Genomic DNA, 17,979 nt, shown 5'->3' on the forward strand with positions numbered 1-17,979 from the left:
GTCGCATGCCCGGCGGGCGTGGCGGGGCGGTTGCAGGCGCGGCGGGCGTGGCGGGGCGGTCGCATGCCCGGCGGGCGTGGCGGGGCGGTCGCAGGCGCGGCGGGCGTGGCGGGGAGGCCCTTTGTCCGGCCCGCCGGACGTACGTCGTACCCTGGCCCCGGCCGAGGAGCACCGTCGAGCAACGCGCACCGAGGAGTCCAGACATGGCCCGCCGCTGGAACACGTCCCACATCCCCGACCTCACCGGCAAGCTGGCCGTCGTCACGGGGGCCAACAGCGGCCTCGGCTACGTCACGGCCCGGGAACTCGCCCGCCGCGGGGCCAAGGTGATCCTCGCCTGCCGCGACAAGGACCGCGGCGCCGCGGCCGCCGCCCAGCTGCACTCCGAGGTCCCCGCCTCCGACGTGGAGATGCGCACCCTCGACCTCGCCGACCTGGCCTCCGTCCGCGGCTTCGCCGCCGACCTGGCCCCGGCCCGCCTCGACCTGCTCATCAACAACGCCGGCGTGATGGCCCTGCCGCACCGCCGCACCGCCGACGGCTTCGAGATGCAGTTCGGCACCAATCACCTCGGCCACTTCGCGCTGACCGGCCTGCTCCTCCCTGCCCTGCTCGCCACGCCCGGCGCCCGCGTCGTCACGGTCTCCAGCGGCTTCCACGCGCTCGCCAACGTCGACCTCAGCGACCTCAACTACGAACACGGCCGCTACCGCCGCTGGATCGCCTACGCCCGCTCCAAGTCGGCCAACCTGCTCTTCACGCACGAGCTGGCGAACCGCCTCGGCCGCGCGGGCGCGGACGTCCTGTCCGTCGCCGCGCACCCCGGCTACGCCGCCACCAATCTCCAGACCGCCGGCGTACGCATGGAGGGCCGCACCCGCGCCGAGCGCCTCGTCCTCCTCGGCAACCGCGTCATCGCCCAGCCCGCCGAGTCCGGCGCGCTCCCGGCCCTGTGCGCGGCGACGGCCCCGCACATGAAGCCGGACGCGTTCATCGGCCCGCAGGGCGGCCTCCGCGGTGCCCCCGGGCTGTCCTTCCGCGCCCCGTGGACGCAGGACGACAGCACCTCGGAGGCCCTGTGGACGGCTTCGGAAGAACTGACGGGCGTGACGTACGACTTCACGAGTGCGCCGCGGGCCTGACGTTTCCCGACGTCACGCGACGTCCGCCGGCCGCACGTTCTGGTTCGTGTGGAAGACGTTGTCCGGGTCGTACTCGCGCTTGATCCGCGCCAGCCGGTCGTAGTTCTCCCGGTAGGTGGCCCGGACCCGGTCCTCCCCTTCCCCCTCGCCGATGAAGTTCACATAGCCGCCGCCCATCGAGTAGGGGCGCAGCGCCTCCCAGTACGCGACGCTCCACTCCTTGATCGTCTGCGCGTTGGCCGGGTCGGGGTCGATGCCGGCGAAGACCCCGGACCACAGCGCGTCCCGGTAGCTCCACGCGGTGTCGCCGCTCCCCACCCGGTGCGCGGCCCCGTCGACCGGGTACAGATGCATGGTCGACAGCCCGTCCGGCAGCCCTTCCGCGTACGTGAGGTGCGCGTCCAGCGCGGCGTCCGGAATCCGGTCGAAGAAGTGCCCGCGCCAGTACCACTGCAGTCCGGGCGGCAACAGCTCGTCGAACATGGACTGCAGCTCCGGATACGGCATCGGCGCCGCGAAATGGAATGCGGGCTTTCCGGGCTCCTGTACGGCGGCGAGCGCCTCGCTCAGCCGGTCCGGTTCACCCGTCCAGCACCACACCACCCCGCACATCTTCCGCCCGTGAATCTCATCGGGGAACGGCGGCCGCGGCGGCACGTTCAGCACCGCGAAGAAACCGTACAGATCCTCCCTCTGCCGCGGCAGGAATTCCCGGTACCAGCCCAGGACTTCACGCGTCCGCTCGGCCGGCCACACGGTAATCCCGACCCCCACCGTGCTCACCGGATGCAGCCGGTAGGTGAAGGAGGTCACCACGCCGAAATTCCCGCCTCCGCCGCGCAGCGCCCAGAACAGCTCGGGGTGGTTCTTCTCGTCCACGGTGACGAAACTGCCATCGGCGAGTACGACGTCGGCGGCCAGCAAACTGTCCAGCGTCAGGCCGTACTTCCGCGTGAGGTACCCGTGCCCGCCGCCGAGCGTCAGCCCGCCGAGGCCCGTGGTGGACACGGTGCCGGAGGGCACGGCGAGGCCGAAGGCGTGCGTGGCGTGATCGAGGTCGGCCTGCAGTCCCCCGCCCCCGACCTGCGCGGTCCGCGCGCCGGGATCGACCCGCACCCAGCGCATCGGCGCCAGGTCGACGGTGACGCCGCCGTCCACGATGCCGAGCCCCGGCCCGCTGTGCCCTCCGCCCCGTACGGCGAGTTCGAGCCCCTGCTCGCGGACGGTCCGCACCGCGCTCATGACGTCGGCGACGTCCGAGCACCGCACGACCGCACCGGGACGCTTGTCGATCATCCCGTTGTAGACCTTGCGGGCGTCGTCATATCCGGAATCCTCCGGCCCTATAACAGGCCCCCGCACCGCTTCCCTCAGCGCTTCCAGAGTTTCCGATTTCATGGCGTCAGCGTCCCGCCGCGGACGCACTCCGGCAATCCCCCGCCACTGGCAATTCCAGCTCGGCGACGAGCGTTTTACCGAGGGGACTGCGGGGGCGAATGGTCCAACGGTTGGCGAGAGTCGATATGAGATAAAGGCCGCGACCGGAGGGCGCGCAGGTGACCGTCAACGCCCGCACCTGGTGGGAATGCGTCGCGTACGCGACTACGCGCTGAGGGAGTCGCGGGTCAGGCCCAGTTCGCGGGCCAGCGACTCCTCCGCCCACTCCAGCATCGAAGCGCGGGAGAGCGGGCCCTGGTAAGAGGTCATCTGGACGGCCAGGCCGTCCAGGAACGCCGTGAGGCGCCACGCCGAGGCCGCGGGGTCGGGGCAGTCGAATTCACCCGCCGCCGCGCCCTCGGCCATCACATCCGCGAGGGCCTTCTTCCATTGCTGGTCCAGGCCGCCGGCCGTCTCCCGCAGGACGGGATCGCGCAGGGCCGCGGCCCACCCCTCGATCCACAGGCGCCAGCCTTTCGCCTGCCCCGTAGGCGCATACCACCGCACCGCCGCGCGCAGCCGGCGTACCGCGGTCGTGCGGCGACCGAGGAGCTGCCGCAGGTGCGCGAGATCGGCCTCGGCCGCGTGCGCGAACGCCGCCGCGACAAGCTTTTCCTTCGTGGAGAAGTGGTACAGGACGAGCGCGTTGGAGACACCCAGCGCCGAGGCCACGTCGGAGACGCGGACCGCCGCGACACCACGGGCCTCGATCTGCTCAATCGCGGCGCGCAGCAGCTCTTCGCGCCGCTCCGCCACGTTCAACCGGACTCTTGCCACGCCGTCAGCCTACAGGCGGCGTGCGTGCGAGAACCCTTGACACCGCCCGGCTGCGGGGCCACAGTCCCTTCCCATTACTGACTGCGCGTTCAGTTAGTTGGAGCGTTCCGCTCCGCCGTCCCGCCCGCGTCGTCGCAGGGAGTCCGTGTGAGAGACACAGAGACGCCACAGCTGTCCGCTCCATCGGGCCGCAAAGGCCCGGACTCGCCCGACCTCTCCGAGGGGTGGGGCGAGCAGCGCGGCCGGCTCCGAAAGGATCTGCGGCGGCTGGACGTGCTGTTCTTCCTGATCTGCACGCTGGTCGGGCTGGACACGATCGGGTCGGTGGCGGCGCAGGGCCCGCAGGGCCTGACCTGGATGGCGATCCTCGCCCTCGCCTTCTTCCTCCCGTACGGCCTGCTGGTCGCCGAGCTGGGCTCCGCCTTCCCCGTACAGGGCGGCCCGTACGTCTGGACCCGACTCGCCTTCGGGCGGCTCACCGCCGGTCTCAACCAGATCCTCTACTGGATATCCAATCCGGTATGGGTCGGCGGCAGCCTCTGCATCATCGCGCTGACGACGTGGGAGGAATTCTTCACACCGCTCCCCGGGGTGTGGAAGTACGCGGCGGGGCTGGTCTTCATCTGGGGCGGGGCGCTCGCCGTCGTCCAGGCCGTACGGTTCGGGAAGTGGGTCCCGATCGCGGGCGCCATCGCACGCATCGTACTCCTGGGCTTCTTTCTCGTCTCCGTGGTCGTCTTCGCTTTCGAGCACGGCGTGCACGCACTCCCCGCGGGCGAATTCGCGCCGACGTATGCGGGATTCATCGCCCTGGTCCCCGTACTGATCTTCAACTACGTGGGGTTCGAGCTGCCGAGTTCGGCGGCCGAGGAGATGACCAATCCGCGCCGGGACATCCCGCTCTCGATCCTGCGCTCCGGCCTGGCGTCGATCGTGCTGTACGGCGGCCCCATCCTCGGAATCCTCTTCGTCCTTCCCGGAAAGGAGATCGGCAGCCTCGGTGGATTCATCGACGCGTGCAAGGCCGTATTCACGGTGTACGGGGGCCATATCGCCGCCGACGGCACCGTCACGCTGAGCGGCGCGGGCTCGGTCTTCGGCGGCATCGCGGCGGCCGGGCTCATCATCGGGCTGCTGACCAGCGGCGTCACCTGGGCGATGGGCGCGCACCGGGCGCAGGCGGTGGCCTGCGCGGACGGCGTGGGACCGGCCTGGCTCGGCAAGATCGACGAAAAGCGCGGCACACCGGTCCGCGTGAACCTGCTGTCGGCGGCCCTCGCTTCGGTTCTTTTCGTCCTAGCCCTCAACCTGACCGAAGGCGACGGCGAGAAGTATTTCGCGGCTGGGCTCGGGCTGACGATTTCCACCACATTCATCTCGTACGTCATCACCTTCCCGAGCCTGCTGGTGCTGCGGCGGAAGTACCCGGACACGGTGCGGCCTTACGCCGTGCCGGGCGGGCGACTCGGCGCATGGGTGGTCACCACACTGGCAACGGGCCTCGTCGCCTTCACAGTCGTGGTCCTGATCTGGCCCGGCTTCGGGGTCGGGTGGTTCGGCACGGAGGGGAACGCGGCCGATTCGCTGCCGCCGTCCTTCGCGGGGCAGCGAATCGCCTACACCCTCAGCCAAGTACTCCCGCTGGCTCTATTCCTGGTCATCGGGTTGGTGTTCTACGCACTGGGCACGAAGACGCGGCGCGCGAAGGGATGACTGACCCAGTACGGCAGCCGCGTCCAGGGCCACCGCGCCGCCCGGGTGGACGAGGAGCGGGTTGATCTCGATGTCGGTGAGTTCGGGGTGTTCGGCGGCGGCGCGAGCGAGGGCGCAGAGGGCGGCCGCCGCGGCGTCGAGGTCGACGGGCGGGGCGCCGCGCCAGCCGGTGAGCAGGGGCGCGTGGCGCAGGGAGAGCAGCAGGTCGCGGGCGTGGTCGGGGGTGAGGGGCGCCAGGGCGAGTGCGGTGTCGGCGAGGAGCTCGGCACGTACGCCGCCGATGCCGGCCATGAGGACCGGGCCGAAGGCGGGGTCGCGCCGTACACCGGCGATCAGTTCGACCGCGTACGGAGGTGTGGCCATGGCCTCGACGGCATATCGGTGCGCACCTGTCGCGGCGGTCATCCGCGCGAAGGCTCCGCGCAGAGCCGACTCGTCGGCGAGGCCGAGTGCTACTCCCCCGGCCTCCGTCTTGTGCGCCAGGCCCATCGCCTTCAGGGCGAGCGGGTAGCCGACGCGGAGCGCGGCCGCCGCGGCCTCGTCGGCAGTGTGGACGAACTCGGCGGCGGGGAACGTCAGTCCGTAGGAACAGAGCAGGTCGCGGGTGGTCTCGTAGTCGCCGTCGGGGGCGCGGTGCGGGGACGGGGGCGGGGTGGGCAGGGGCGGCCGGAGCTGCGCCGTACGGACGCGGGCCAGGCCGGACAGGGCCGTCGCGGCCTGCTCGATGCGTTCGTAGACCGGGACGCCGCGCTGCCGGAGGACGGCGAGGGCGGGGGTGTCGCGGGCCATGGTGTGGACGAGGAGCAGGCGGCCCGACGCGGTGGCAGCGTCGGCGAGTTCCCGCGCCACCTCGGTCTCGCGCGCGGCCTGCGCCGGATTGGCGGTCGCGTAGTCGCCGAAGTAGCCGGTGAGGATTACGGCATCGGCTTCTCCGGAGGTGAGGAGGGCGCGGGTGAGCTGCGCGTATGTGGCTAGGTCGGCCTCGCCTGCGCCGGCTAGGTCTACGGGGTTGGCGCAGCCGGCGCCGGGCGGGAGGTGAGCGGCGACGGTTGCCGCGGTGGCGGCGGAGAACGGGGGTACGTCGAGGCCGCGGGCGGCGCAGGCGTCTGCGGCTAGGGCGCCTTGGCCGCCGCTGTCGGCGAGGATGGCTGTGCGGGGGCGCGACGCCGGTGGGTGGCTGGGGCCCGTATCTGCGGCTGCCCGCCGCGGGGGTGCCGCTGCGCCCACCCGTGCCGCCCCAGCGGCACGATTGCCCGCAGCTGGGTGGGAGGCGGCGCGACCGCGCGCGGCCAGCAGGCACGCCGCCACATCCACCACCTCCCCCGCCGTGTCCAACAGCACCGCGCCGGCGTCCCGGCAAACGGCGGCGACCGTGGCGCGGGCGCTGACCAGGGCCCCCGTGTGGGATGCCGCGGCGCGGCCCGACGCGGCGCTACCGCCCACGGTCAGCAGCAGGACCGGCTTCCCGGCCGCATGCGCCGCGGCAAGCGCCCGGCCCAGCCGCCGCCCGTCGCGGAAGTCCTCGACGTACGCGGCGATGACCCGCGTCGGCTCATGACGCACCAGCGCCAACAGCGCGTCCGTCGCGTCGATGTCCCGCTGATTGCCGAGCGAGACGAAGCGGGAGAAGCCCTGGCCCGCGCGGGCCAGCAGGCGGCCGATCTCCAGTGCGAGATTGCCGCTCTGGGAGACCAGGCCGAACTGCCCGGCCGGGAAGTCGCCCCAGCTCAGGCGGAGGTCGCTGGTGGTGTCGACGACGCCCATGCAGTTCGGGCCGAGGAGGCGGGCGCCGTGTCCCCGGATCAGGGACGCCAGCGCCTGTTCCGCCTCCGCGTCCGCGCCGCCCGAGGTGATGACCGTGAAGCAGCGGGCACCGGCCGCCAGCCCCTCGGCGACCACCGCCCGCACCTGGGGCGGCGGTACGGCCACCACCACCTGCTCCGGCGCGCTCGGCAGGGCGCCGAGGTCCGGCAGGAAGGGCACGCCGTCCAGCGCGCCGCCGCGCCGGTTGACCAGGTGCACCGCCCGGCGCCCGCGCCCGGCGAGCGCTCCGGAGGCGAGCCAGTACCCCCACTTCTCGGGATTGGCCGAGGCCCCGACCACGGCCACGGACCGGGGGTCGAACAGCGAGTCCAAGGGGTCCTGTTCAGGCGTCATCGGTACCACCCGAACCGCTCCGCGATCACCGGCAGCCGGTCCGCCACGATGCCGTGCGCGGCGGCGCGCGGCGTGCAGCCGACCGCCTCGGCGCGCGCCAGCATCTGGTCGATCAGGGCCCGCATCGACCGCCGCGTGTACGCGAACGCCTCGTCCGCGTCGGCGCCGATGTCCCCGAAGAGCGTCCACCACCACCAGGCGTTCGTCCCGGAGTTGACGACGACGTCGGGCAGCACCGTCACCCCGCGGGCGGTGAGCAGCGCCTCGGCCTCCTCCCGTACCGGCATGTTCGCCGCCTCGACCACCCAACGCGCGGTGATGTCCGCCTGGTTCCCGGCGTCGATGGCGTACGAGACGGCCGCCGGTACCAGGATCTCCGCGTCCGCCGACAGCCAGGCGTCACCCGGCAGTTCGCGGTCACCGGGGCGCAGCGCCGCGCGGTCCACGGTGCCGTGCGGGTCGCGGGCGGCGAGCAGCGCCTCGACGTCCAGCCCGTCCGGGTTGGCCATGGTCCCCTTGACGTCGGCGACCGCGACGACCCGCAGTCCGGCGCGGGCCAGGAAGCGCGCGGTCGCGCCGCCCATCGTGCCCAGCCCCTGCACGGCGACCCGGGTGCCCGCGTACGGGACGCCCGCGCGGTCCAGCGCGGCGAGCGCGGCCTCCGCGACACCGCAGCCGCCCACCAGCTCGTCCAGCCCGATCCCGTCCACGTCGATGGCGAAGGCGTCGGCGAGCCGCTGCCGGGCGGCCGTCTCGTCCTCGAGGAGCGGGTACACCGCCTGGATGGAGGAGACCAGCCCGGCCTCGTCCGCCGCCTTGTCGACCAGGTCCTGGGTCAGGCCCAGGTCCTCGCCGGTGGTCCAGAAGTGCTCGATGTACGGGCGCATGGCCCGCAGGTAGCGCACGAGGACGCCGTACGCCTCGGGCGCGCGCGGGTCGCAGTCGATGCCGCCCTTCGCGCCGCCGAGCGGGATGTACCGGCCCTCGGGGTTGTAGTGCAGCGCCTCCTTCATGGTCATGCCGCGGGCGAGCCCGGTCACTTCGTCGAGGGTGCAGCCGGCCCGCATCCGCAGGCCGCCGCTGGACACGCCGCGCACGAGCCGGTCGATGACCAGGTAACCCCGGTGACCGGTCTCGTGATCGGTCCAGGTGAGGGACGTCAGGGGGGCGGGGCCAGCGTCAGAGGCAGGGGCAGAGGCAGGGGCAGGCGCGGGCTGGCTCATCGGGCGGGCTCCTCGGGGACGGTGATGACGGTGGGGCCGGGGGTGGTGAGTGCCTTGCCGAGGGCGTCGGCGAGTTCGGCGGCGGTCGCGGCGCGTACGCCCTGGCCTCCGTACGCACGGGCCAGCGCGGGCAGGTCGACGGGCGGTACGCCGCTCGGCGGCAGGTCGACGGCGATCGGCCGGTCGCCCCGCGCGGCCATCTCGTCGCGGATCTCGCCGTACCCCCCGTTGTCGAACACGACCACAGGGAGCGGCAGTCGGGTCTGTACGGCGGTGGCCAGCTCCTGTACGGAGAACTGCAGCCCGCCGTCGCCGCTCAGCGCGACGACCTGCCGCCCCGGGTCCGCGACCTTGGCGCCGATGGCGGCGGGCAGCGCGTAGCCGAGGGTGCCGAAGCCGGTCGGGTGCAGATAGCGGCCCTCCGGGCCGAGCGGGAGGTGCGGGATCGCGCCGTAGTAGCAGCACTGGGCGCTGTCGGAGGTGAGGACGGCGTCCGGGTCCAGTACCTCGCGGAGCACCCGGAGGTACGGCAGCCAGCGCGCGTCCCGCTCGGCCGTCTCCGCGTCCCGCTCGGCACGAAGGGCGGCGGCCGTACGCGCGGCCGCACCCGTGTCCCGCTCGGTCCCCGCCTCCTCGGTCCCCGCCTCCTCGATCAGCGCCCGTACCGTCTCCCGCCCCTCCCCCACCAGCGCGATGTCGGCCGGGAGCACCCCGTACATCTGTGCCGGATCGATGTCCGCGCGGATCAGCGGGCCGCCCAGGGCGAGCGGCTCGGCCGTCCATACGTCCGACTCGGCGAGCTCCGTGCCGACCGCGAGCACCGCGTCGCAGTCCTCGGCCAGCCAGCGCTGCACCACCGGGCTGTGCAGGGAGACGCCCAGGGAGAGGGGGTGGGTCTCGGGGACGGTGCCCTTGCCGTTGGCGGTGGTCACCACGAGGGCGCCCAACCGCTCTGCCAGCGCTCGGCATTCGGGGGCGGCGGCCCGCGCGCCGCCCCCGAGGACGAGCACGGGACGGCGGGCCGGACGCAGCGCCGCCGCGGCCTCGGCCACCGGGCCGGCATCGGCGCCCACCGTCACGCAGGGCGGCGCGAGCCGTACCGGACCGGGCGCCTCCGCCGCCGTCAGCAGGTCCAGCGGCACCTCGATGTGCACCGGGCGCGGCCGCCCCGTACGGAAGAGGGTGAACGCGCGGGCGACCGCCGCGCCGATCTCCGCCACCGTCGACACCCGGTGGCTGACCGCCGCGACCGCCCGCAGCGCGTCCGTCTGGCTGCGCATCTCGTGCAGCAGCCCGGTGGACTGCCGCGGGTGGCGCAGCGGCATCCCGGGCGAGACGACGAGCAGCGGGACGCTGTCGGAGTACGCCTGGCCGACCGCCGCCGCGATGTTGAGGAGCGCGGGGCCGGTGGTGGTGAGCGCGACGCCGGGGCGGCCGGTGACGCGGGCGTACGCGTCGGCCGCGTAGCCCGCGCCCTGCTCGTGGCGGGGGTTGAGGTGCGCGATGCCGTACGCGTCGAGGTGGCGGTAGATCTCCAGGTTGTGCGTGCCGGGGATGCCGAACGCCTGCGTGACGCCGTGCGCGGCCAGCGCGCGCACGAGGGCCTGACCACCCGTCATGACCGCCGCCCGGCCCTCTGTCACGACCGCGTTCATGTCCGCCGTCATCACATCCCCCGCGCGATGACGAGCCGCATGATGTCCGAGGTGCCTTCCTCGATCTCCTCCAGCTTGGCGTCGCGCATCCACTGCTCGACCGGGTACTCGCGCGAGTAGCCCCAGCCGCCGAGCGTCTGGACCGCGGCCCAGGTGCAGTACGCGGCGGTCTCGGAGGCGGTGAGCTTGGCCATCGCGGCCTCGGTGGTCGCGTCCAGCCCGGCGTCCAGCCGCTTGGCCGCGCGCCAGGTCATCAGCCGGGCCTGCTCGATGCGGGTCCGCATGTCCGCGAGGCGGAAGGCGACGGCCTGGTGCTCGATGATGGGCTTGCCGAACTGCTGCCGGGTGGTGGCGTAGTCGCGGGCGTACTCGTAGGCGGCGCGGGCGATGCCGGTCGCGGCCGCGCCGAGGACCGCGCGCGAGATGTCGAACGTCCGCATGAGGCCGTGGAAGCCCTGGCCCTCGTCGCCGAGCCGGTTCTCCTCCGGTACGAACGCGTCGCGGAAGAAGATCTCGCGGCAGACGATCGCGCGCTGCCCCATCTTCCGCATGGGCGCGCCGAATTCGACGCCCTCGGTGTCCTTGCGCAGCAGGAACGCGGTGACGCCGCGGGCGCGCCGGGCGGGGTCGGTCTTGGCGAACACGACGTACAGCTCGGCCTCGCCGGCGTTGGAGATCCACGCCTTCTGACCGTTGATCAGGTAGCCGCCGGCGGTGCGGGTTGCGGTGGTGGTGATCGAGGCGGCGTCGGAGCCGGCGCCGGGCTCGGTGGTGGCCAGGGCGGTCATGGGGGTGTCGACGCCGGTGAGCGGGGTGAGCCAGGTCCGCTGCTGCTCCTTGGTGCCGAGCTCCAGCACGGGGTCGGCGAAGAAGCCGTTGGAGCAGAGGAGGTTGCCGATGCCGAGGTCGCCCACGCACAGCTCCTCCTGCACGAGTGCCTGCGTGAAGACGTCGGTGAAGCCGCCGCCCCCGTACTCGGCCGGGAGCATGAAGCCGGTGATGCCTACCTCGGCGGCCTTGCGCCACAGGTCCCAGGGGGTCTTGGTATCGGCCTCGTCCACGTCGCGGGCGCGCGGCCGGATCTCGTCGCGGGCGAACGCGCGGGTGAGGTCGATGATGTCCCGCTGCTCGGGGGTCAGCGGGACCAGCTCGGTGGGCAGCTCTGACATGGGCTCTCCCTCTCCGGATGCGACGGCCGCTGCGGTGCGGCGGCGCCGCTTACTGAATCGTGAGTCAGTATTTGGAGCGGGGAGCGGGCATGTCAATGAGCCCGCCGACTGAATCGTCGGTCAGCGGGCTCGGGGCTTTCCGGGGAGAGCGGGGGCTCGGTCGGCCGTGGTGGCCGAGGCGCCGGTCGTCAGCCGTGACGGCCGAGGCGCCGGTCCAGTGCGCGGTCCGCGCGGGCCAGCGCGTCCGCGGTGTCCCGGCGGGCGGCGGCCGCGTCGGGCAGGCCGAGCGCGGCGGCGATCTCGTCCCAGTCGTGCCCGGAGGACAGCAGCGCGCGCACGGCACCACCGAGCGCGGTATCGGCGGCGGCCCGCACCCGGCCGATCTCGGCGAGGGTGGCCAGCAGGTCGGGAGCCGTGCGCGCGGCGGCGCCGTGCTGCTGGGCGAGGGCCAGCGACTGGTCGGTGGTGACCCACCAGTCGCCAGCGGTGGCGGCGGGGAGTTCCGGTGTCAGGGTCATGCGGCCAGAGTAGCGAGCGCGGACCACGGAACGGGCCGCTTGGTCCGCTGAGCGGACCAGCACCGTCCCCTTTAGAACGTCCCCTTTTCTGCCATGTTCCGCAAGGTCTGCTCCAGCGTGCCGCCGAGAGCCGACTTCGTGACGCGGGCCTGCGGCGTGTCCACGTAAATGGAGTTCATGTGGAGGCCGTCGTCGTTGCGGTGGAACCAGAAACAGATGCCGTTGCTGCGCGAGGCCCACAGATGCTTTCTGGCGTTCCGCGCGGCGTGCTGCTCGGCGCCGGGCGCCTTGCGGAAATCCAGGTAGGAGAAGAAGTTCACGGCATACGGCCAGTAGCGCAGCGCGGTGTACTCGCGCGGTGCGAGCAGCCGCCACGCCTGTACGAACGGCACGTCGGCATGGCGCTGCATTTCGGCGAAGGCGCTCCGTACGCCGCTCATCACGTCCGCGAACTCCGCGCCCTCCGGCACCGGGAATTCCATCGGCATCGTATTGATGAACCAGCCCATGGTGTGCGCATAGGCGCCCCGGCCGCGTTCGTTGACCGGCATGAGGCCCCGGTAGACCGACGGCCCGCCTTCCTTGCGGAGGGACACCCCCACCGCGGCCAGCAGGCCCATGAACAGCCGCCCGTCGACCGCCCGGCACTGGTCGTCCAGCGCCGCGGCCCCGTCCGCCCGCAGAAGCGTTTCCGTTTCGTTGACCGTGGGATACAGGCAGCCCGGCTCGACGCCGAGGTCGAGCGGGAACGGCGGGAAGAAGTTCCCGCCCCGCGCCATGAACCCCTTCCAGTGGTCCAGCCGGCTGTCCTCGGCGACCATGGTCCCGTTGCGGCCGCGCTGTTCGCGGCTGAAGTCGACATAGCTGCCCACCTCGGAGAAGTCGGGCTCCTCGCCGCCGGCGTAGGCCGCGTAGGCGCTGGCGATGTCGTGCACCGCGATCGGCGTCGACAGCCCGTCCGTGACCAGGTGGTCGCAGGCGAAGTACACCGTGGTGGAGTCGTCCCTGACGACCGCGCCCATGATGATCAGCGGCCAGGACAGCGTGTCGACCCGCTGGAAGAACTCGTGCAGATACGCGCGGATTCCGGCGACGGTGCCGACCGGCCCCACGTCCACCGTTTTGAGTTCGATGTCCTCCGGCGCCAGCGCGTCGCAGGACAGGTCGCCGGCGAGCTGCTGGAATGTGCAGCGCAACACCTCGTGGCGGCGCACGAAATGCAGCAGCGCCGATTCCAGCGCGGACCGGTCCAGGGGCCCGGAGATCTCGAACGATCCGGCCACGTAGGCGCTTACGGAGTCGTCCGTGCTGCGCGAGTCCTGGGCGACCGCGAAATGTTTCGCCTGGTTGTACGTGGTGGTCTCGTGCGGCGGGTCGGATTCGGCCGAGCCGTGCATTCTCGTTTCCACCACCGACCACTCAAAGACGTGTCCCGGGGCGATCTCCACATCTTCGATGGGTACCTGAAGCACTATGGCTCTTTTCGTTGCCTGTCAGTTGCCATGCCGCTCGCGCGGCCGGGGCGGGCGGCGTTGGCGGCCACGACCCGGACCCGCTCCTTCACCCAACGAGCCGGAAAGCTGACAGAAACGGGGGCCATGACAAGCGCCCGGACAACGGCGCCGCCGACGGCCGGACAGGATCAGCCCTCGACGCGCTCCACCTTGTCGATGAGCAGGGCGTACGCCAGCAGGCCGACCAGGACGACGATCGCGATGTAGCCGAGCGCCCAGGCGAAGGAGCCGGTGCGGTCCACGATCACGCCGATGACCAGCGGCGTCAGCACGCCGCCCGCGTTCGCGGCGAAGCTGAAGACGCCGCCGCCGGTGCCGGTGAGCCGGCGCGGCACCGCGTCGGAGAACAGCGCCCAGCTGTTCTGCATCAGGCCCTGCGCGAAGAACGCGACGGACATGAACGTGATCACCAGCGGTACGGAGTTGGTGAAGTTCGCACAGACGATGACTGAGGCGAGTACGAAACCGATCATTACGGGGGCCTTGCGGGCGAACGTTCGAGAGAACCGTCCGGAGTTCAGCATCCGGTCGGACCACGCGCCGCCCGCCATCGTGCCGACCAGCGCCGCGAGGTACGGCGCCGAGGCCCAGAAGCCGGCCTTGATGATGCCCAGGTGCTTCTCCTCGACCAGGTAGCTCGGGAACCAGGTGAGGAAGAAGAAGAGGACCGAGGTGCTGGCGAACTGGCCGATGTACATGCCCCACAGCCGCCGGTTGCTCAGCAGGACCCGCAGGTCGGACCAGACGCCGGTGTCCAGCACGGCCGCCTGCTCCTTGGCCGCCGCGATCTCCTCGGCGGACTCCAGTTCGTCCGCCTGCCGGATGTGCGCAAGCTCCGCGGCGCTGACCTTCGGGGAATGCTCGGGACGGTCGTAGACCCTGGCGAACCAGACCACGGAGAAGAGCAGGCCGACGACGCCGGTGACCAGGAAGACCGAGCGCCAGCCGAAGTGCACGGTGAGCAGGGAGAGCACGGGCGCGGCGACGGCCAGGCCGATGTACTCGCCGGAGGTGTACGTGGCGGTGGCGCGGCCGCGCTCCCGGCCCGGGAACCAGTTCACGACCAGGCGGTTGTTGGACGGGAAGGCGGGCGCCTCGAAGGCGCCGAGCGCGACGCGGATGCCGACCAGCGGGACGAAGCTGCGGGCCGCCGCGACCACGATGGTCGCCAGCGACCAGCCCACCAGCGCGTACCCGAAGGCCAGCTTGGCGCCGATCCGGTCGATGAGCCGGCCCGCGGGCACCTGGAGCAGCAGGTACGCCCAGCCGAAGGAGGAGAGCAGCAGGCCCTGCTGGGTGCCGGAGAGGTGCAGCTCGTCCTTGATGTGCGGGAGCGCGACCGAGAGGTTCGTGCGGTCCAGGTAGTTGATCGCCGTGATGACGAAGAGGCAGGCGAGCAGCCCGTACCGGGCGCGGCTGAGGGCGGGGCGGGCGGCGTCGGGGACGACGGGCGGGGGCGAGGCGGGGCGCAGGGTCGCGCTCATGCGGGGACTCCTTCGTCCGGTCGGCTGCGCGGATCCGGTCCGCCGCACGGACCGGGGTCCGCGGTCGGATCTGGTCCGCTGTACGGACCACTCGGTCCGAGCTGCGGCGACGATAGAACGTGTGCTGACTATCTACAAGAGGTTGCCGGCGAGTAACCGCGGGATTGCCCGCCCCGGCCGACCCCCTGGTCCGCGCAGCGGACCCGGTCCCATACTGGGCGCCATGAGCGAGAGCGAGCGCGGCGGCATGCGGACGGTTCAGCGGGCCATCGACATCCTGGGGCTCTTCGGCGAGGAGCGCCCCGCGCTGTCCCTCCGGGAGATCGTCGCGGGCAGCGGGCTGCCCAAGACCACCGCGCTCCGCCTGCTCCAGACGCTCCGCATGAACGGCCTGCTGTGGCTGGACGAGCACGGCAGATACACGGCGGGCCCGACCTTCCTGCGCTGGGTCCGGCTGGCGGACCAGGGCTGGCGCCTCCCGGCCACCGCCCGGCGCGCGCTGCGCGAGCTGGCCGCCGAGCACCGCGAGACGGTGCATCTGTACGTACGGCGTGACGTGCACCGCATCTGCATCGCCCAGGAGGAGGGCCCGCAGGCGCTGCGGCACGTCGTACGGGTCGGTGACGAGCTGCCGCTGTGGGCCGGCGGACCGTCGAAGATCCTGCTGATCGACGCGGACGCGGCGCTGGTCGAGCGGGTCGCGCGGCGCTCCCCGCACGGCACGAAGCATGCCGCCACGCTGTCCGAATGGGCGGCCGAGGCGGAGCGCGCCGGGTACGCGGTCAGCCACGGCGAGCACGAGGAGGGACTGTCGTCGGTGGCCGTTCCGGTGCGCTCGCGGAGTGGCGAGGTGGTGGCCACGCTGTCCTTCGGGGGCCCGTCGGCGCGCTTCACCGCCGAGCGGGTGCCGCGCTTCGTCGCGTCGCTGACGGCGGCGGCGCGGACGGTGGCCGGCGGCCTGCCGGTCACGGGCTGAGCGCCGGCGGGTCCGCTGTACGGACCGGGGCCACAGCGCCGCAGCCCCGGCCGGCTAGCCCCGCAGCTCCTCCGCCGCGTCCGCGACCCTGCCGATCAGGCGCAGCAGCGTCTCCTGCTCCTCCTCGTCCAGCGGGGCGAGGAAGACCCGGTTCATGCGGGTGGTGCGGGTGACGAGCTTGCGGTGCAGGCGGGCGCCCTCGTCGGAGAGCTTGAGTACGTTGCGGCGGCCGTCGTGCGGGTCGCGTACCCGCTCCACGAGGTTGCGCCGGACCAGCCTGGCGACCACGTCGGCGATGGTCGAGCGGTCCAGGTGCACGTGCTCGCTCAGCGTGCGCTGGTCGATGTCCGGCTTCTCGACCAGCGCGTTGAGCACGGCGAACTGCGGGGAGGTGGTCTCCTCCGAGACCATCGCGCCCCACAGCAGCGAGTGCGCCTGCTGGAGGCGCCGGGCCAGGTGCCCGGGGTGGGTGCTCAGATCGACCGCGGCCATGGGGCCTCCCATTGACGAATCATGACTCGGGTGGAAGTCTACGGCCCGTCGACGAATTAATCAGTACACTGACTATTCCCGCGGAGTGACGATGGCCGAGATTCGCAGCCTCCACGACGCCGTGGCGGACCTCATTCGCGACGGTGACACCGTCGCGATGGAAGGCTTCACGCACCTGATCCCGTTCGCGGCGGCGCACGAGATCATCCGCCAGGGCATCACCGACCTGACCCTCGCCCGGATGACGCCGGACGTCATCTACGACCAGCTGATCGGCGCGGGCCTGGTGAAGAAGCTGGTCTTCTCGTGGGGCGGCAACCCCGGCGTCGGCTCGCTGCACCGCTTCCGCGACGCCGTCGAGAACGGCTGGCCGCGCCCCCTGGAGCTGGACGAGCACAGCCACGCCGGCATGGCGAACCGCTACGTCGCGGGCGCCTCCAAGCTCCCGTTCGCCGTCCTGCGCGGCTACCGCGGCAGCGACATTCCCGGCCGTACGGACACCGTCTCGACCGTGACCTGCCCGTTCACCGGCGAGAAGCTGGCGGCCGTCGCGGCGCTCAACCCCGATGTCACCGTCATCCACGCCCAGCAGGCCGACCGCGCGGGCAACGTGCAGCTGTGGGGCCTGACCGGCGTGCAGAAGGAGGCCGCGCTCGCCGCGAGCCGGGTGCTGGTCACCGTCGAGGAGATCGTGGACGAGCTGGAGCCGCGCCCCGGCGGCGTCGTCCTGCCGACCTGGGTGCTGGACGCGGTCGTGCCCGTGCCCGGCGGCGCCCACCCCTCGTACGCCACCGGCTACACCGTCCGCGACAACGCCTTCTACCAGGCGTGGGACCCCATCGCGCGGGACCGCGACGCCTTCACCCAGTGGATCGAGACGCACGTGCGCGGCGCGCAGGCGCCCGTGGCCGACGCCGAAGGAGCGAACGCCTGATGTCCGAAGCGCCCGTCACCGAGACCGAGTTCACCCCGTTCACCCGCGACGAGCTGATGGAGGTCAACGCGGCCCGCGCGCTGGCCGGAGCGAAGACCTGCTTCGTCGGCATCGGCCTGCCCAGCACCGCCGCCAACCTGGCCCGCGCCACCGTCAATCCGGACCTGGTCCTCATCTACGAGTCCGGCACGATCGGCTCCAAGCCGACCGCGCTGCCGCTGTCCATCGGCGACGGCGAACTGGCCGAGACCGCCGACGCGGTGGTGCCGGTACCGGAGATGTTCAACTACTGGCTGCAGGGCGGCCGGATCGACGTCGGCTTCCTCGGCGCGGCCCAGGTCGACCGGTACGCCAACATCAACACCACCGTGGTCAACCGCGGCCCGGACAAGCCCGAGGGCCGGCTGCCCGGCGCGGGCGGCGCCCCGGAGATCGCCGCCAACTGTGGCAAGGTGCTGATGGTGCTGCGCCACTCCACCCGTAACTTCGTGCGGGCACTGGACTTCGTCACCACCCTCGGGCACGGCTCCGGACCCAAGGACCGCGCCGCGCTCGGCATGCCGGGCGCCGGACCCACCGCCGTCATCACCGACCTCGGCGTGCTGCGCCCGGACCCGGAGACCGCCGAGCTGGTCCTCACCGAGCTGCACCCCGGCGTCACCGTCGACCAGGTGCGGGCGGCCACCGGCTGGGAGCTGCGGGTCGCGGCCGAGGTGGGCACCACCGCCGCGCCCACCACCGAGGAGCTGGCCGCGCTGCGGAAGCTCAAGGCCGCAGGGAAGAAGTAG

15 protein-coding genes are annotated in these 17,979 nt (G+C 72.4%); 5 read left to right on the forward strand and 10 right to left on the reverse strand.

Features of this window, described 5'->3' with window-relative positions:
- The first annotated feature begins 203 nt into the window (after nt 1–203).
- Nucleotides 204–1,142 carry an oxidoreductase gene (locus ACIGXO_RS13285; RefSeq protein ID WP_399784732.1) on the forward strand — a complete coding sequence of 313 codons (939 nt, stop codon included), beginning with the start codon at nt 204–206 and terminating at the stop codon, nt 1,140–1,142.
- A gap of 12 nt (nt 1,143–1,154) precedes the next feature.
- Here the strand turns inward: ACIGXO_RS13285 and ACIGXO_RS13290 are convergent, their stop codons facing one another.
- Nucleotides 1,155–2,540 carry an FAD-binding oxidoreductase gene (locus ACIGXO_RS13290; protein WP_399784735.1) on the reverse strand — a complete coding sequence of 462 codons (1,386 nt, stop codon included), beginning with the start codon at nt 2,538–2,540 and terminating at the stop codon, nt 1,155–1,157.
- Between the two features lie 204 nt (nt 2,541–2,744).
- Nucleotides 2,745–3,356 carry a TetR/AcrR family transcriptional regulator gene (locus tag ACIGXO_RS13295; protein ID WP_399784739.1) on the reverse strand — a complete coding sequence of 204 codons (612 nt, stop codon included), beginning with the start codon at nt 3,354–3,356 and terminating at the stop codon, nt 2,745–2,747.
- 147 nt (nt 3,357–3,503) lie between these two features.
- Here ACIGXO_RS13295 and ACIGXO_RS13300 point away from each other — a divergent pair, with 147 nt between their 5' ends.
- Nucleotides 3,504–5,069: an APC family permease gene (locus ACIGXO_RS13300; RefSeq protein WP_399784742.1), complete on the forward strand. Its 1,566-nt coding sequence runs from the start codon at nt 3,504–3,506 to the stop codon at nt 5,067–5,069.
- Here the strand turns inward: ACIGXO_RS13300 and ACIGXO_RS13305 are convergent.
- The 7 genes from ACIGXO_RS13305 to ACIGXO_RS13335 all read right to left on the reverse strand — a co-directional run bounded on the left by ACIGXO_RS13305 (nt 5,004) and on the right by ACIGXO_RS13335 (nt 14,789).
- Nucleotides 5,004–7,226, reverse strand: coding sequence for an acetate--CoA ligase family protein (locus tag ACIGXO_RS13305; protein ID WP_399784744.1), 2,223 nt, complete (start codon nt 7,224–7,226; stop codon nt 5,004–5,006). The genes ACIGXO_RS13300 and ACIGXO_RS13305 overlap by 66 nt on opposite strands.
- Complete coding sequence (locus ACIGXO_RS13310) at nt 7,223–8,449, reverse strand: Glu/Leu/Phe/Val dehydrogenase dimerization domain-containing protein (RefSeq protein ID WP_399784746.1); 1,227 nt, start codon at nt 8,447–8,449, stop codon at nt 7,223–7,225. Before ACIGXO_RS13310 ends, ACIGXO_RS13305 begins: the two co-directional genes overlap by 4 nt.
- Nucleotides 8,446–10,116: a thiamine pyrophosphate-dependent enzyme gene (locus ACIGXO_RS13315; RefSeq protein ID WP_399784749.1), complete on the reverse strand. Its 1,671-nt coding sequence runs from the start codon at nt 10,114–10,116 to the stop codon at nt 8,446–8,448. Before ACIGXO_RS13315 ends, ACIGXO_RS13310 begins: the two co-directional genes overlap by 4 nt.
- Entirely contained in the window at nt 10,116–11,273 is a 1,158-nt protein-coding gene (locus tag ACIGXO_RS13320; RefSeq protein ID WP_399784751.1) for an acyl-CoA dehydrogenase family protein, read from the reverse strand. Before ACIGXO_RS13320 ends, ACIGXO_RS13315 begins: the two co-directional genes overlap by 1 nt.
- Nucleotides 11,274–11,461: 188 nt before the next feature.
- On the reverse strand, nt 11,462–11,791 hold the full coding sequence (locus tag ACIGXO_RS13325; protein ID WP_399784754.1) for a hypothetical protein: 330 nt from the start codon (nt 11,789–11,791) through the stop codon (nt 11,462–11,464).
- Between the two features lie 71 nt (nt 11,792–11,862).
- Nucleotides 11,863–13,188: a condensation domain-containing protein gene (locus ACIGXO_RS13330; RefSeq protein WP_399784757.1), complete on the reverse strand. Its 1,326-nt coding sequence runs from the start codon at nt 13,186–13,188 to the stop codon at nt 11,863–11,865.
- A 245-nt stretch (nt 13,189–13,433) separates the two neighbouring features.
- Complete coding sequence (locus ACIGXO_RS13335; protein ID WP_399784760.1) at nt 13,434–14,789, reverse strand: MFS transporter; 1,356 nt, start codon at nt 14,787–14,789, stop codon at nt 13,434–13,436.
- Between the two features lie 223 nt (nt 14,790–15,012).
- Between ACIGXO_RS13335 and ACIGXO_RS13340 the strand changes: the two genes are divergently transcribed.
- The gene (locus ACIGXO_RS13340; RefSeq protein WP_399784763.1) at nt 15,013–15,765 is read left to right on the forward strand and encodes an IclR family transcriptional regulator; all 753 of its coding nucleotides are present in this window, start codon (nt 15,013–15,015) and stop codon (nt 15,763–15,765) included.
- A gap of 54 nt (nt 15,766–15,819) precedes the next feature.
- On the opposite strand, the gene ACIGXO_RS13345 is transcribed toward ACIGXO_RS13340, so the two are convergent.
- Nucleotides 15,820–16,257, reverse strand: coding sequence for a MarR family winged helix-turn-helix transcriptional regulator (locus ACIGXO_RS13345; RefSeq protein WP_399785646.1), 438 nt, complete (start codon nt 16,255–16,257; stop codon nt 15,820–15,822).
- 91 nt (nt 16,258–16,348) lie between these two features.
- On the opposite strand from ACIGXO_RS13345, the gene ACIGXO_RS13350 reads away from it, so the two are divergent.
- Both ACIGXO_RS13350 and ACIGXO_RS13355 read left to right on the forward strand, forming a co-directional pair.
- Nucleotides 16,349–17,191, forward strand: a complete 843-nt coding sequence (locus ACIGXO_RS13350) for a CoA transferase subunit A (RefSeq protein ID WP_399784766.1) — start codon at nt 16,349–16,351, stop codon at nt 17,189–17,191.
- Complete coding sequence (locus tag ACIGXO_RS13355) at nt 17,191–17,979, forward strand: CoA-transferase subunit beta (protein ID WP_399784769.1); 789 nt, start codon at nt 17,191–17,193, stop codon at nt 17,977–17,979. Before ACIGXO_RS13350 ends, ACIGXO_RS13355 begins: the two co-directional genes overlap by 1 nt.

Origin of the sequence: Streptomyces sp. NPDC053542 (assembly GCF_044544685.1) — a bacterium.
Lineage (GTDB): Bacteria > Actinomycetota > Actinomycetes > Streptomycetales > Streptomycetaceae > Streptomyces.

What these genes read in the sequence shown, in the direction of transcription:
- ACIGXO_RS13325 (WP_399784754.1), bottom strand. Translation starts at nt 11,791, where the DNA reads ATGACCCTGACACCGGAACTCCCCGCCGCCACCGCTGGCGACTGGTGG.
- ACIGXO_RS13335 (WP_399784760.1), bottom strand. Translation starts at nt 14,789, where the DNA reads ATGAGCGCGACCCTGCGCCCCGCCTCGCCCCCGCCCGTCGTCCCCGAC.
- ACIGXO_RS13285 (WP_399784732.1), top strand. Translation starts at nt 204, where the DNA reads ATGGCCCGCCGCTGGAACACGTCCCACATCCCCGACCTCACCGGCAAG.
- ACIGXO_RS13345 (WP_399785646.1), bottom strand. Translation starts at nt 16,257, where the DNA reads ATGGCCGCGGTCGATCTGAGCACCCACCCCGGGCACCTGGCCCGGCGC.
- ACIGXO_RS13350 (WP_399784766.1), top strand. Translation starts at nt 16,349, where the DNA reads ATGGCCGAGATTCGCAGCCTCCACGACGCCGTGGCGGACCTCATTCGC.
- ACIGXO_RS13310 (WP_399784746.1), bottom strand. Translation starts at nt 8,449, where the DNA reads ATGAGCCAGCCCGCGCCTGCCCCTGCCTCTGCCCCTGCCTCTGACGCT.
- ACIGXO_RS13305 (WP_399784744.1), bottom strand. Translation starts at nt 7,226, where the DNA reads ATGACGCCTGAACAGGACCCCTTGGACTCGCTGTTCGACCCCCGGTCC.
- ACIGXO_RS13330 (WP_399784757.1), bottom strand. Translation starts at nt 13,188, where the DNA reads ATGCACGGCTCGGCCGAATCCGACCCGCCGCACGAGACCACCACGTAC.
- ACIGXO_RS13315 (WP_399784749.1), bottom strand. Translation starts at nt 10,116, where the DNA reads ATGACGGCGGACATGAACGCGGTCGTGACAGAGGGCCGGGCGGCGGTC.
- ACIGXO_RS13340 (WP_399784763.1), top strand. Translation starts at nt 15,013, where the DNA reads ATGAGCGAGAGCGAGCGCGGCGGCATGCGGACGGTTCAGCGGGCCATC.
- ACIGXO_RS13290 (WP_399784735.1), bottom strand. Translation starts at nt 2,540, where the DNA reads ATGAAATCGGAAACTCTGGAAGCGCTGAGGGAAGCGGTGCGGGGGCCT.
- ACIGXO_RS13320 (WP_399784751.1), bottom strand. Translation starts at nt 11,273, where the DNA reads ATGTCAGAGCTGCCCACCGAGCTGGTCCCGCTGACCCCCGAGCAGCGG.
- ACIGXO_RS13355 (WP_399784769.1), top strand. Translation starts at nt 17,191, where the DNA reads ATGTCCGAAGCGCCCGTCACCGAGACCGAGTTCACCCCGTTCACCCGC.